This window comes from Prosthecobacter sp. SYSU 5D2 (assembly GCF_039655865.1).
Lineage (GTDB): Bacteria > Verrucomicrobiota > Verrucomicrobiia > Verrucomicrobiales > Verrucomicrobiaceae > Prosthecobacter.
Window position 1 is genome coordinate 215,275 of the sequence record NZ_JBBYXL010000001.1, and the last position, 12,461, is coordinate 227,735.

The 12,461-nt window shown below is 58.9% G+C and carries 15 protein-coding genes and 2 tRNA genes; 4 read left to right on the plus strand and 13 right to left on the minus strand.

Annotated features, from left to right (window positions below):
- Positions 1-10: 10 nt before the first annotated feature.
- The 11 genes from WJU23_RS00925 to WJU23_RS00975 all read right to left on the minus strand — a co-directional run bounded on the left by WJU23_RS00925 (position 11) and on the right by WJU23_RS00975 (position 9,047).
- Positions 11-1,636: a methyl-accepting chemotaxis protein gene (locus WJU23_RS00925; RefSeq protein WP_346330643.1), complete on the minus strand. Its 1,626-nt coding sequence runs from the start codon at positions 1,634-1,636 to the stop codon at positions 11-13.
- 63 nt (positions 1,637-1,699) lie between these two features.
- Positions 1,700-2,275 (minus strand): chemotaxis protein CheW, encoded by a 576-nt coding sequence (locus tag WJU23_RS00930; RefSeq protein ID WP_346330644.1) that lies wholly within the window; start codon positions 2,273-2,275, stop codon positions 1,700-1,702.
- On the minus strand, positions 2,272-3,702 hold the full coding sequence (locus WJU23_RS00935; RefSeq protein ID WP_346330645.1) for a CheR family methyltransferase: 1,431 nt from the start codon (positions 3,700-3,702) through the stop codon (positions 2,272-2,274). The genes WJU23_RS00930 and WJU23_RS00935 overlap by 4 nt, the downstream gene beginning before the upstream one ends.
- A gap of 7 nt (positions 3,703-3,709) precedes the next feature.
- Positions 3,710-4,195: a chemotaxis protein CheW gene (locus WJU23_RS00940; RefSeq protein ID WP_346330646.1), complete on the minus strand. Its 486-nt coding sequence runs from the start codon at positions 4,193-4,195 to the stop codon at positions 3,710-3,712.
- 143 nt (positions 4,196-4,338) lie between these two features.
- Positions 4,339-4,410: transfer RNA gene (locus WJU23_RS00945), tRNA-Met, on the minus strand.
- 16 nt (positions 4,411-4,426) lie between these two features.
- Positions 4,427-4,501: transfer RNA gene (locus tag WJU23_RS00950), tRNA-Asn, on the minus strand.
- Between the two features lie 69 nt (positions 4,502-4,570).
- Entirely contained in the window at positions 4,571-5,464 is an 894-nt protein-coding gene (locus WJU23_RS00955; RefSeq protein WP_346330647.1) for a metal ABC transporter permease, read from the minus strand.
- Positions 5,461-6,309 carry a metal ABC transporter permease gene (locus WJU23_RS00960; RefSeq protein WP_346330648.1) on the minus strand — a complete coding sequence of 283 codons (849 nt, stop codon included), beginning with the start codon at positions 6,307-6,309 and terminating at the stop codon, positions 5,461-5,463. Before WJU23_RS00960 ends, WJU23_RS00955 begins: the two co-directional genes overlap by 4 nt.
- Before the next feature lie 169 nt (positions 6,310-6,478).
- Complete coding sequence (locus tag WJU23_RS00965) at positions 6,479-7,387, minus strand: ATP-binding cassette domain-containing protein (protein ID WP_346330649.1); 909 nt, start codon at positions 7,385-7,387, stop codon at positions 6,479-6,481.
- A 9-nt stretch (positions 7,388-7,396) separates the two neighbouring features.
- Positions 7,397-8,296: a metal ABC transporter substrate-binding protein gene (locus WJU23_RS00970; protein ID WP_346330650.1), complete on the minus strand. Its 900-nt coding sequence runs from the start codon at positions 8,294-8,296 to the stop codon at positions 7,397-7,399.
- 10 nt (positions 8,297-8,306) lie between these two features.
- Complete coding sequence (locus WJU23_RS00975; protein ID WP_346330651.1) at positions 8,307-9,047, minus strand: transporter; 741 nt, start codon at positions 9,045-9,047, stop codon at positions 8,307-8,309.
- A 213-nt stretch (positions 9,048-9,260) separates the two neighbouring features.
- On the opposite strand from WJU23_RS00975, the gene mntR reads away from it, so the two are divergent.
- From mntR to WJU23_RS00995, 4 genes are all read left to right on the plus strand, one after another.
- Complete coding sequence (gene mntR / locus WJU23_RS00980) at positions 9,261-9,707, plus strand: transcriptional regulator MntR (protein ID WP_346330652.1); 447 nt, start codon at positions 9,261-9,263, stop codon at positions 9,705-9,707.
- 68 nt (positions 9,708-9,775) lie between these two features.
- Positions 9,776-10,054 (plus strand): hypothetical protein, encoded by a 279-nt coding sequence (locus tag WJU23_RS00985; RefSeq protein ID WP_346330653.1) that lies wholly within the window; start codon positions 9,776-9,778, stop codon positions 10,052-10,054.
- Positions 10,055-10,090: 36 nt separating this feature from the next.
- On the plus strand, positions 10,091-10,888 hold the full coding sequence (locus WJU23_RS00990) for a right-handed parallel beta-helix repeat-containing protein (protein WP_346330654.1): 798 nt from the start codon (positions 10,091-10,093) through the stop codon (positions 10,886-10,888).
- 16 nt (positions 10,889-10,904) lie between these two features.
- Positions 10,905-11,588, plus strand: coding sequence for a GDSL-type esterase/lipase family protein (locus WJU23_RS00995; protein WP_346330655.1), 684 nt, complete (start codon positions 10,905-10,907; stop codon positions 11,586-11,588).
- Positions 11,589-11,626: 38 nt separating this feature from the next.
- On the opposite strand, the gene WJU23_RS01000 is transcribed toward WJU23_RS00995, so the two are convergent.
- The gene (locus tag WJU23_RS01000; RefSeq protein WP_346330656.1) at positions 11,627-11,956 is read right to left on the minus strand and encodes a pyrimidine/purine nucleoside phosphorylase; all 330 of its coding nucleotides are present in this window, start codon (positions 11,954-11,956) and stop codon (positions 11,627-11,629) included.
- A gap of 79 nt (positions 11,957-12,035) precedes the next feature.
- Positions 12,036-12,431, minus strand: coding sequence for a Minf_1886 family protein (locus WJU23_RS01005; RefSeq protein WP_346330657.1), 396 nt, complete (start codon positions 12,429-12,431; stop codon positions 12,036-12,038).
- Positions 12,432-12,461 lie beyond the last annotated feature (30 nt).

Here is a 12,461-nt window from a genome sequence, read left to right on the forward strand (position 1 = left end):
GGCAGGACAATCAGACCTGATAGCGGCTGACGGCAGTGCGGAGCTGCACGCTCAGGTCGTTGAGGTTGGCCAGGGCCTTTTCCAGCTGGGAGGTGCCGAGGGCCGTTTGCTCTGTTGCCTGGCGGATGTCCCGCATGCCCTGGGTGACCTGGTCAAAACCGATCTGCTGCTGGCTGGTGGATGCGATGATCTGCTGGAAGGCATGCACACTTTCCACCGTCGTGCGGGTCATCTGGTGGATGGTCTGCTCGGTGATCTCCGCCTGCTGTTTGCCGGAGTCGGAGCGCTTCACGGCCTCCTCCGTCATCATTACGGTGCCATTGATACCGCGCTGGATTTCCCCCAGGATGGTCCCTACCTGCACCGTGCTCTCTTTGGCACGCTGGGCCAGGTTGCGCATCTCTCCGGCCACCACGGCAAAACGGCTGCCCTGCTCCCCGGCAGAGGCCGCCTCAATGCTGGCATTAAGCGCCAGCAGGTTGGACTGCTCGGCGATCTCATTGACCGTGCTGACGATCTCCCCGATGGCCTGGGTACGCTCGCTCAGCGCCACGATCTTGGTAGCCACATCCTCCACCTGCTGGCGGATGCCTTCCATCAGGCGGCTCGTGGTTTTCACCGCGTTGATGCCGGATTCACCGGCAGCCGAGGTCGCCTCCGCAGAGGCGGCCACCTGCTTGGCCTTCTCGGTAATCTCGTTTCCGGACTGGCTGATCTCCTGCATGGTCGCGGAAATTTCCTGCACCGTCGCCGCCTGCTCCTTGGTGCTGGAGGCCTGCTGCTGGGTGGAGGCCAGGATCTCCGCCGCTGCGGAATTGATGTTGCCGGTGACGCCGAGGATCTGCCCGCTGAGGTCCTTCAAGTTGTCCAGCATGTTGTTAAACGCGCTGCCCAGCTTGCCGATCTCGTCACGGCTTCTGACGTTCATTTTTTCAATCCTCAGGTTCCCCGTGGCAATGCTGTCCGCAGACTCCGCCACCCTTTGCAGGGGCAGGCTGATGCTGCGTGCGATGAACCAGCTGAACAGAAAGCTCAGTACGCCCGCCACGATGGCGATCACCCAGCCCATCCGCATAAGCTCTTCCACCTGGCCTTCCATGTGGCGGGTGTACCCCCTGGCGATCTCCATGCCGTAATTCTGAATCTCTGTCTCTTTGACCAGAAGGCTGGCCAGGACCTCTTCATAATCCGGAGAATCCACAGGCGTGGCCAGCAACCGGTCAATCTCCTGTACGGATACATTGATGAGCTGGGTCTGGGCTTGCAGCAACCCCCGGAGATGATCCGATGGAACAGGTTCCATTTCCACTGTCCCCGTCTCATTCAGGCGCGCGAGAATGGGGCCCCCATAAGTCAGGGCCTTCTGGCCATCCAGCCACACTTTGCGGACATAGTCCAGCTTCTCACGGGTCATCTTTCCCTGGGTGATCAGAAGAGCTGTCGCGAAGTGCTGCTGCTGGAGCATGCGCTGGCGGCCCACCTTTTCCACCACTTCAATGTTCCCCTGCTGGTCCTTTGATGTCGAAATGGTCAGAGACAAAACCACGGCCAGAATGACCAGGAAAAACAGCGGAATGAAAGTAAGTTTGGCGCCGACACTGAGGTCGTTCCATGAGGATCTGGGTAGCGGGGACATGAAGTGGAAAAGTTAAAATAAGGATTGGAGAACTGAACCTGAAAAAGAACACTGGAACAAGTGCTAAGCCTGCTTTTCCCAGCTTTGCAGAAGGGCGCGGACATCCAGCAGCACGGCTGGGCTGCGCTCCGGGCTGAAGAAAAACAACCGGTCACTCTGCCAGGCGTCCTCCGGCAGTTCCACCAGATCCAATACCTGGGTGCAACCGATGGCCACCTTTAACTGCGGATGCCGGAGCAGCACCGCCTGGGAAAACTCACTGGCAACGGCCGCAAAACCCTCATTCAAAAGCGGCGCAGGATTCACCAGGTTCACTAGATGGTTATGCACATTCACCACGCCCAGGAGAAGCTCATGCGCATCCGGTACCGGCGTGTAGCTTTGAGTCAAATTCACCACCTCCTGAATCCATTGGATCTCGATTCCCGCCATGTGCCCGCCCGCTTCAAGAAGCAGCACCGTCCGGAGTGCAGACTGGCTCGTGGTCAGCTTTTCACGCCGCGCCAGCAGGTCAGCCCGGGCAGCAAGCGTGCGCTCGACAACCTCCGGTGTCGGCTCAAAAGCGGATTTCAAAAGCAGGGAGCTTTCATCCAGTTGATGATGAACTGCCTGCCAGTCAATTTTGCGTTGGTCACTCATGCGCGGATGGATGTTGCACAGGCACTTTCAGGAACGGCCAGCAGAGAGCGAAATTCCCTCACGGTCAAGCCCTGGCCCAAGGGCACAGGATCCTCCGGATGATGCGGTGCCAGGAGATTCAGTGTATTTTCAAAATGGCGGCGCGCGTTGCGTCCCTGCCTCTCCTGCACCAGCCCCATGTAGTAATGCGCCAGCGCCAGATCGCGCGCCAGGTACAGGCACCGATGAATGGACTTCTCCGCAGCCGTCCACTCGCCGAGCTGAAAAAGGATCATGCCATGATAATAATGCGCCCCTGCGGAGAGCGGGGACTGCAAAAGCACCCGGTCACAGGCCTTGAGGGCCGCATGCAGGTCCCCCGCATCTGCATGCCGCGTGATCTCCGCCAGCTCTCCCTCCCCTGCCGCGGGCTGCACCGGCGCAGCCGGCAGGGGCGGTGCTTTAGGCAGAGGAAGCTCCGCACTCCTGAGCCGGACTTCCGGCGCAGGCGGTTCAGGCTGCCTCTGCCATTCAGCCGACGGAAACCACACAGGCAAAACAGGTGGAGTCCAGGCCACCTCATCTGGCGAAACCGGCCGCTGATAAAGCACCGCCCCCGGTGTATTCACCGTGCGGAACATACGAAAGGTGTCCGTATGCGGCTCCGCGTGCCCCACGGCCAGCCAGCCGCCAGGCGTCAGCGTATCATAGAACTGCCTGGCCAGCTTTTGAATGGACGGCTGGTCAAAGTAGATCATCACATTCCGGCAGATGATCAGGTCAAACCCGGAGAGGGCTCGGGTTTCATCTGGAAACGGGTCCGTGGCCAGATTGTGGTTTTGAAAAGTCACCCCTTCCCGGCAGGGGTCCGTCAGCCGCCATTTCGCCCCCTGTTTGGTAAAGCATCGGTGCAAAACATGCGGCGGCGTGCCCCGTAGCGCCCAGGGATCGTAGGCCCCGGCCTCGGCAATGCGCAGGAACTTGCGGTTGATGTCCGTCCCCAGGATCTGGATGGACCAGTTTCTGAACTGCTCTCCCAGCATCTCACGCAGCAGGATGGCCAGCGAATACGGCTCCGCCCCGATGGAGCAGCCCGCGCTCCAGATGCGCAGACTGCGCGAGCCCGCCTTCCGCCGCAGGATGTCTGGAAAAACCGCATCCCGCAGCGCAGTGAACATCTCCGCATGGCGGAAGAAAAAAGTCTCCCCAATCGTAAGCTGCTCCACCAGCGCATCCTGAGCCTCAGCATCCGTTTTCAGCCGTTTTAACAGCGCCCCTCCCCCCGGCAGCGGTCCTTCTGGGCCAAACACCCGCTCCAAGGCCAGCAGCAGATCCACATCCCTTTCCTTGTAATAGGACAGCCCCGTCCGGCCAATGATCCAGTCCTTCAACAGGAAAAACTGAGGATCACTCAGCAGCTCATGAGGTTTGTCCACAGCGATTCTCACAGCAATGTCAGGCGGTTTCCATCTCCAGCATGGCCATCCGGCTTGCGGCCCGCTGCCGCAGCTCCGCCAGCCGCCTGATTTCACTGGCCAGCAGCAGTTTGTCAGGCTCCAGCAGGATGACCGGAGGCGTGTGCTGCAGCACACCGAAGGCGCAGTTGTTCAGCACATGATCCTCCGGAAGCTCTGCAACGTCCCTTGTGCGGTAGGAAAGGGGTTCCATCTGCGCCCCCGCCAGCCAGGCGACCTGCGTGCCGCCCAGCCTGGCAATGATGATCCGGTCGCTCAGTTTCATCGCAGGAGAAGACGGCTCAGCTCCCCCATCCAGCAGTTTTTCCAGCCGGATGACGGGAATCAGCCCGCCATGAAAAGTGACAAAGCCCCGCACCAGTGGCGGTATCTCCGGCGGAGTCACCAGCCGCACGCTTGGGATGACCTCCTGCACATGGCTGGCATCCAGCCCCAGGCTGACGCCACCGATAGAAAATGTGAGCACTGTTCTTAGCATGCAAGACAGAGGATTACGGCATCCCCCGAAACATATCGAGAGAGAAATGCCAGATGGCCGCCTCCGCAGTCTTTTTTCGCTTGGCTCCGTTTCGCCGGAATGCCGGTCTCCAGATCATTCGCTCCAGAGAGTGGCAGAGGGCGGATTTGAACCGCCGACCAAAGGCTTATGAGTCCTCTGCTCTACCACTGAGCTACACTGCCATGGGTGTTATTTAAATGGCTCCTGAGGTAGGGTTCGAACCTACGACCTAGTGGTTAACAGCCACCCGCTCTACCGCTGAGCTACTCAGGAGTGTGGTCCCGTTCTTGTGAAACGGGCCGACATATTGGACTCTCCGTTTCATTCTGGCAAGCGATTGTTTCAATGAATGACCGGGGTTTTTTCGCGGTCCTCTGACAATGGCAGTGGCTCCGGGGAGATGCGCCGCTGGCCGCGCCTGGTCGCCAGAAGGCCATGCTTGGGTGCAAACACGAAGGCTAACGTGAAAAACAGCGCCTGCGTGAGCACAATGCAGGCCCCGGTGGAGCCATCAATGAAGAAGCTGATATAGACCCCCAGGCAGCTGGCCAGGACGGATGAGACGCCCGCGATGATGAGCATGTGGTCAAAGCGGTCCGTCAGCAGCCGGGCCGTGCAACCAGGCGTGACCAGCATGGCAACGACGAGGATGATGCCGACCGCCTGGATGGAGGCAACGATGGTGGCGGAGAGCAGAGCCAGGAATAGATAATAGGTCAGGGCGGTGTTCTGGCCAATGGCGCGGGCATGGGAGGGGTCAAAGCAGAACAGCAGCAGATCCCGGCGCAGGAGAAGGGTGACGGCGAGGGTGACGAGCGCGGTGAAGGCCGTCTGGATCATGGCGCTCCGCTCGATGCCCAGGATATTGCCGAACAAAATGTGCGTGAGATGCAGGTCGGACTGCACTTTGGAGTGCATGACCAGCCCCAGGGCAAAGAGGCCGGTGAACACAATGCCCATCACCGTGTCCTCCTTGATGCGGCTGTTGGATTTGATCCAGCCGGTAGCGGTGGCGCACAGCAGCCCGGAAACGAAAGCCCCCGCCGCGAGAGGAAAGCCGACGATATATGCCAGCACCACGCCCGGCAGAACTGCATGGGAGATGGCGTCGCCCATCAGCGACCAGCCTTTGAGCACCAGGTAGCAGGAGAGCACCGCGCAGACCGCCCCGACGAGGGCACCGACCAGCAGCGCCTCGTTCATGAAGCTGTATTGAAAAGGGTCCAGCCAGTTCATGCGGCAGTGGCTTGGTGGCGTTGGGAACGGGCGGCCATGAGCCCGTGCTTGGGGGCGAGGACGAGGGCCAGGAGAAAGATGATAGTTTGCAAAACGACAATGCAACCGCCGGTGGAGCCATTGAAGTAGTAGCTGATGTAAGCGCCGGTCACGCCGCAAAAAACACCCAGGCCGGTGGCGATGCCCAGCATGCGGCCAAAGCGGTCCGTGAGCAGATAAGCCGTGGCACCGGGTGTGACCAGCATGGCCACGACAAGACAGGCACCCACAGTTTGCAGCGCAGCGACCGCCGTGGCCGAGAGCAGGGCAAGGAGCAGCACATTCAGAAATCGCGTGTTCAGGCCGATGCTGCGGGCGTGGGTTTCATCAAAGCAGTATAACAACAAGTCTTTCCATTTCATCCCCAGCACCAGCATGGAGATGGCGGAGATGATGACGACTTGAACAATGTCCGGATCCGAGATGGCCAGGATGTTGCCAAAGATGATGGTCTTCAGGCTGATGTTGCTCTCATACAGCGTCAGCAACAAAAGCCCGGCGGCAAAGAAGGTGGTGAAAACCACCCCAATAACCGCATCCTCCCGCAGCCGTGAATTCGCCTTCACCCAACCCATGCCGAGGGCTGCGAGAATGCCCGCGATAAATGCGCCGACGGAAAAAGGCAGCCCAAGCATCCAGGCCACTGACACACCGGGGACGACGGCATGGGAAAGCGCATCCCCCATGAGCGACCAGCCCTTCAGTGTGATGAAGCAGGACAAAAAGGCACACACGCCGCCGATGAGGCCGCTGATGAGGATGGCCTTCACCATGTACTCGTATTCGAAGGGAGTTAGAAGGGACATGGGCACCCCCTTCTTTGAAATCCGAATGACGAATTCCGAATGACGAATGATCCCGCAAGGCGGGAACGAATGATTCCAAATAGCAGGAATGAATGCATGCCGGGCGCCCATGCAGGGATTCTGACATTCGTCATTCGACATTCGACATTCGTCATTCGGCATTCCTCATTCATTCCCCCACCTCCCTGGCGCGTTCTTTGACCAGGGCTTCCCTGCCCTGGCGGTCGGTGTATTCCAGATGGCCGTCCTTGCCAAAGACCAGCGGGCGCTCGTCATCGGTGAGGAGCTTCACGGTGCGCCCGTCGTGCTCCTGGATGGTGGACTGCTCAAAGTGGAACTGGCGCAGCACGCCGCCGAAGGCGTGAGTCAGGTTCTGTTCCGTAAAGACCTCCTCCGTGGGGCCATGGGCGAGCACGGTGCGGTTGATGAGCACCACATGATCACAAAACTCGGGCACGCTGCCCAGGTTATGCGTGGAGACGAGCATGATGTGCCCCTCTTCCCGCAGGGAGCGGAGGAGCTCGATGATCGCTGTTTCCGTCTGCACATCCACGCCGGTAAAGGGCTCATCCAGCAGCATGATGCGGCCCTTCTGCGCCAGGGCACGGGCCAGGAAAACGCGCTTCTTCTGCCCGCCGGACAGCTCGCCGATCTGGCGTTCTTTAAACTCCGTCATGCCCACCCGCTTCAGGGATTCCAGGGCCACTCGCTTGTCCTCCGCACGCGGGATGCGCAGAAAATTCATGTGGCCATAGCGGCCCATCATCACGACATCCCAAACGCTGACAGGAAAGCTCCAGTCCACCTCCTCGCTCTGCGGCACATAGGCCACCAGCTTGCTGCGGCGCGCAGCCAGGGCGGTGCCACCGGCGATTTTGACCTGGCCTTTCACCGGTTTCAGGAAGCCCATGATGGACTTGAACAGCGTGCTTTTGCCGCTGCCGTTCATGCCCACCAGCGCACAAATGGTCCCTGCCTGGAGATCAAAGGTGGCATCCCTCAGCGCCGTGTGGCCATTGGCATAGGCCACCGTGACATCGGTGACTTGCAGAGAGAGCGGCGGGGAGTCTTGGAGCATGGAGTGGGGTCAGGGAGCCGAGAATGCCTTCACAATGGTGTCAGCATTGTATTGCAGCAATTTCAGATACGTGGGAGCCGGGCCATCTGCGCTGGTGAGTGAGTCCACATACAGCACGCCGCCGAAGCGGGCACCGGTTTCTTTGGCCACCTGCTGCATGGCCTTGTCGCTGATGGTGCTTTCTGAAAAGACCACAGGGATGCGGTTGGCCTTGACGGTATCCACCACTTTTTGCACTTGCTGGGGCGTGCCTTCTTCATCGGCATTGATTGGCCAGAGGTACAGTTCTTTCATGCTATAATTACGGGTGAGATAGGAGAAGGCTCCTTCGCAGCTTACGAGCCAACGTTGCTCTTCCGGTATGCTCTCCAACGCTTTCCTCACGGGTTCATCCACCGCGCGGAGTTTTTCCGTATAGGCGGCTGCATTGGCGTTATACGTGGCCTCATTCTCGGGGTCCAGTTTCACCAGCGCCTGGCGGATGTTTTCCACATAGAGGATGGCATTCGCCGGGGCCATCCATGAATGCGGATTCGGCTTGCCGGAATACGGTCCCTCGCCGATTCCGACAGGCTCAATGCCTTCCGTCAGCACCACGCCGGGCACGTCCTTGACCTGCTGGAGAAATTTCTCAAACCAGCGCTCCAGGCCCATTCCATTCCACAATACCAGGTCCGCTTTTTGCGCCCGCACCAGGTCCTGCGGCGTCGGTTCGTAATCGTGGATTTCAGCCCCCGGCTTGGTGATGGACTCCACGATGGCGGCATCCCCAGCGACGTTTTGGGCGATGTCCTGGATGATAGTGAAGGTGGTGAGGATGCGTTTTTTACCGTCGGCAGATGGCTTGGCCGAAGGGCCGCAGGCGACCAGAAAACCAGCCAGGAGAAGGAGAAAATGATTTCGTTTCATAGAGGTCGGATTAAAAACGGAAGCTCACGCCAGAGAAGATGCCAAAGTCTGGCGCGGGGCGGTTCAAGCCGATGCGAACCCCGGCATCGAAGACCAGGTTGTCCGTGACCGCATAAGTCACGCCAGTATTAAAAAGGGCAATGAAATCCACATCCTCCCCGGCCGCGGCCACCGCCTCGAAATACATGCCGGCGCGGTCCGTGACCGCCAGGCCCAGAGTGGCGGAGGCCAGCCATTGCAGGTCGTATCCCTGGGTCTCCGCATCATGCACCATGTCCATCTGGCCCATGGCTCCAAATGCCAGCCGGTCACTCAGCTCATAGGCAAACGGTGCGATCAGGCCGCCCCGCCAGGCATTGGCGCTCAGCTCCGTGCCGGTGGGAATGCTCACATACGGCATGAGGGCAAAGGCGCTGCGGCCTGCATCATTGCCCCACAGGTTCTTCTTGAGCCGCAGGATGACATCGCCAAAACCGGACTGCCGCAGCGTGCTGCCTGCCGTGGAAGTGCGGACTTCCTGATAGGAATCAAAAACGAGCTGGAGGTCCATGCTGTCAGTCAGGCCAGCTTTAAAATTGATCTGTCCCCAGGTGGACGTCTCCGTCCGGCTGCCGCTTGAGGCATCCCGCTCGTAATCAAAAAAACCGGCCTCCATCTGGAACATGCCAGCCGGGACGGTGTAGGCGGATTCAGTGGTGTCAGGGCGGTCGGTGCTCATGGGGCGGACTTGGGCGAGGGGAGCTTCGGTCATGACGGCAGCAGGGGAACCGGCGTAGCTCACAGCCACGCCAAGGAATACGATGGGGAGAAAAGATAAATTGTCCAGCTTCATAAAGTTAGTCTAGGCTAATAATTCGCGCAGATCATTTCGACAACAACATTTTTAGTCGAGGCTAACTTTTATTCGCCAGAGCCTGAGGATTTCCGATTTTCCTTCCACCCAGCCGCTGCTATACATCCTCTGATGCCCGCCAAGCGCAAAGAACCCACGGCCCACGTGCATTCCCCGGCCATTGAAGATTACCTCGAGCAGATTCACAATCTGATCGAGTCCAAGGGCTATGCGCGGGTGGTGGACATCGCGCAAAACCTGGGGATCTCCCAGGCCAGTGTGACCAACATGATCCAGAAGCTGGATGCCGAAGGTTATCTCGTCTATGAGCGCTACCGTGGCGTGGTGCTCACGGATGAAGGGCGGCAGATCGGCATGGAGATCGCCCGGCGGCATGAGGTGCTGACCCGGCTGCTCTCCACCTTTGGCCTGGATGCCGAGACCGTACATCACGATGTGGAAGGCATGGAGCACCACATCAGCCGACAGACGCTGGATGTGCTGACGCTGCTCATGGAGGAGCTGGAGGGCAATCCGGAACTGCTGAAGAAGCTGAAACGAAAAATGTCGCGCCCTTGACAACCGGAGCACGGCAGTGGCACGATTAAGCCCATGGAATCAACGATGATTCCTACCAACCTGTTCTTATGAAATTCTTATTGCTCCTCATCGTCGTCGCCGGCGGCCTCGCATTCACCAATCCCACCGAGGCAGACTTCCGCGAGCACGTGCGGCAGAAAACCGGCATCGCCGGGACGGTAGGTCTGGCTGTGGCCGATCTCGTCTCCGGTGGCGAAAAGGGCGGCATCCAGCGCGAGAACTACATCGTGGCGAGCAAATTTTATGTCGGCGGCGATGGCGTGCTGCCGCGTCAGGACATCGCCTGGGGTGTGGCCAAGCAGATTATCGAAATCAAAAAGGAGTAGTCGCAAGAAGCAGCCCGTAGCGGACGAAAAGCTCTGATGCGTTCTGTTTCCTTCCTCTGCCTCCTCCTGGTCTGCACCCTGGCCCAGGCGGAGGCTCCGCCCATCCAGCAATGGATTGACGAGGCCATCCAGGCCGGTGGCGGTGTGGTCACCATTCCGGAGGGCGAGCACGTTTTGGATAAAGGGCTCGTCATTAAAGATGCCAACAAACTGGCCCTGCGTGGTGTGGACAAAGAGCGCTGCATTCTTAAATTGGCCGCCACAGACGATGAAAGTGCATTGATCCAGATCACAGGCACCTGTGAGACCCTGGAGATCGCCAGTCTGACCCTCGACAGCGGCAGCGGCAAGCCCCAAGAACTCGTGCTGATGACAGGCCTGCCGGAGAAATACCAGGTGCCTGCCAAACCTGCTGCCCCCACGGCGTCCATTCAAGACGTCACCCTCCGCGACTGCCTGCTGCAAAACTTTCCCGGTTCAGCCATTTCGGTGAAGCATGCAGCGGCGGTGGCCATTGAGCGATGCAGTTTCCGCGATGGGACAGGCGCAGCCATGAAGTGGGAGAGCGCGCAGGCCAGCGTAGCCAGGGGCAATCAGATCATTCGCGTGGCAACGGCATTTAACCTCCATTCCAGCCACGCCTGCCTGCTGGAGGGCAATGAAGTGCGCGACAGTCAGGAGGCAATAAGCATCACAAGCTCCAGCCCCCAGCCTGAGGACGCCCGCCACACCCTCCGCAATAACGGGTTCTTTAAGGTGGCCGAAGGTCTGGATCTCTCATCGGTCCAACCTGCACCCCTTTGCGAAAACAACGACCCTCTGGTGACCCCCTGACTCCTGTTATCCAAACATGAAACGCCTGTTACTCTCCCTTCTCGTTGCCCTTGCAGCGCCCTCCCTCTTCGCCCTGGAGCCGACTCCACGTCCAGATCCGGCCCGCTTTGCCAAAGACATCGCCGCCTTTGCAGAGCAGCCTGCGGAAAAAGGCGGCATCGTCTTCACCGGCAGTTCCAGCATCCGGCTGTGGAAGACGCTGAACGAGGACTTCCCGGGTCTCCCGGTTCTAAACCGCGGCTTCGGCGGCAGTGTGGCCAATGACCTCATCGTCCATTTTGACACCCTCATCTCTCGCCACAAGCCCAGGCTCATCGTCACTTATACCGGCAGCAACGATATCAATGCCAAGCTGACCGTCGCGGAAACGATGGCCGATTACACGAAGTTTCTGGAGCTCGTCCACGAGCGCTTTCCCAAAGCCCGCGTCATCATCACCTCCGTCAAAATCGGCGAAAAAAGAATCGCCCAGATCCCGCAGGTACTTGAAGTCAACCGCCAGCTCCAAGCCTGGGCCGAGGGCAAGAACTGGGCACGCTATGTGGACTGCCACAGCTACCTGGCAGATGAAACCGGCCATCCCATCCGCAAATATTATGCGAAGGATCTGCTCCATCTCAGCCCGGAAGGCTACGAAGAATGGACCAAGATCCTGAAGCCCGTTCTGCATGAAGAATGGGCGAAGGTGAAACCAGAGTAATCACTTCCCTGCCCTGCGGGCCGGGGTGCGGTCAGGGTTCAGTCAATAAAAGAGCAGATGTATTCGCAGATGCCTGCGGTCACCGCGATGTCGAACCCGGACTTGGCTGGGACTTCAAAGACATCACCAGCAGCGTAGGCGGTCTTTTCTTCACTGCCATCCAGTTTCACTTCACAGGCACCGGCGACGATTTCCATGATCTCAGCTTTCTCGGTGCCGAAGTGATAGCTGCCCGGATAGATGAGGCCGAGGGTCTTTTTCCGGCCGTCCGGAAAGACGATGCTGTGGCTGACGACCTTGCCATCGAAATAAACGTTGGCTTTGGTGATGGCGGTGACTTGGGTAAATTCAGCAGGAATGGCGGGCATAGGGGCGCGCAGAATGCGCAGACTTGCCTCCGGCTCAAGCCTGGTTTTGCTGAAATGACCTAAAAGGTGACTGAAAAACTCAGGCTTCCTGCCGGTTCAATTTCGGCTTAAACGGTTCGGTAAACGCCGTTTCAAAGTCATACCCGCCGCTAAAATCCTCCAGGCTGTCGCCGTCATTTTTGCCAAAGTAGCCGGTCTCGATGAGGTTATAGACAATGTTTCCGACATCGGATCCCTGGTGCAGACCCCATTCCCCCAGAATGGTGAAGGCCATGGGACCGTATTCCGCCAAGGCATGGAGACGCACCCCTTCCAGCACCTCCTGGCCGGACACATGCTGGTTTTCCTGCCCTTCACGATAGTGCTTCACCGCCACATGCAGGGCATCCCGCACAAACTCATAGGCATGAGGGTGATAGCGGGGATCTTTTTCAACTGCCTGGACGATGGCATAGTGAAAGGGAAGGTCTGACATACCGAAGATACGAACACCGTGGGGTAAACC

Excerpts from the sequence above, each read along its gene's own strand:
- WJU23_RS00985 (WP_346330653.1), top strand. The coding sequence starts at position 9,776 with ATGAAATTCTTATTGCTCCTCATCGTCGTCGCCGGCGGCCTCGCATTC.
- WJU23_RS00995 (WP_346330655.1), top strand. The coding sequence starts at position 10,905 with ATGAAACGCCTGTTACTCTCCCTTCTCGTTGCCCTTGCAGCGCCCTCC.
- WJU23_RS00930 (WP_346330644.1), bottom strand. The coding sequence starts at position 2,275 with ATGAGTGACCAACGCAAAATTGACTGGCAGGCAGTTCATCATCAACTG.
- WJU23_RS00970 (WP_346330650.1), bottom strand. The coding sequence starts at position 8,296 with ATGAAACGAAATCATTTTCTCCTTCTCCTGGCTGGTTTTCTGGTCGCC.
- WJU23_RS00990 (WP_346330654.1), top strand. The coding sequence starts at position 10,091 with ATGCGTTCTGTTTCCTTCCTCTGCCTCCTCCTGGTCTGCACCCTGGCC.
- WJU23_RS00965 (WP_346330649.1), bottom strand. The coding sequence starts at position 7,387 with ATGCTCCAAGACTCCCCGCCGCTCTCTCTGCAAGTCACCGATGTCACG.
- WJU23_RS00925 (WP_346330643.1), bottom strand. The coding sequence starts at position 1,636 with ATGTCCCCGCTACCCAGATCCTCATGGAACGACCTCAGTGTCGGCGCC.
- WJU23_RS00960 (WP_346330648.1), bottom strand. The coding sequence starts at position 6,309 with ATGTCCCTTCTAACTCCCTTCGAATACGAGTACATGGTGAAGGCCATC.
- WJU23_RS01000 (WP_346330656.1), bottom strand. The coding sequence starts at position 11,956 with ATGCCCGCCATTCCTGCTGAATTTACCCAAGTCACCGCCATCACCAAA.
- WJU23_RS00955 (WP_346330647.1), bottom strand. The coding sequence starts at position 5,464 with ATGAACTGGCTGGACCCTTTTCAATACAGCTTCATGAACGAGGCGCTG.
- mntR (WP_346330652.1), top strand. The coding sequence starts at position 9,261 with ATGCCCGCCAAGCGCAAAGAACCCACGGCCCACGTGCATTCCCCGGCC.
- WJU23_RS01005 (WP_346330657.1), bottom strand. The coding sequence starts at position 12,431 with ATGTCAGACCTTCCCTTTCACTATGCCATCGTCCAGGCAGTTGAAAAA.
- WJU23_RS00975 (WP_346330651.1), bottom strand. The coding sequence starts at position 9,047 with ATGACCGAAGCTCCCCTCGCCCAAGTCCGCCCCATGAGCACCGACCGC.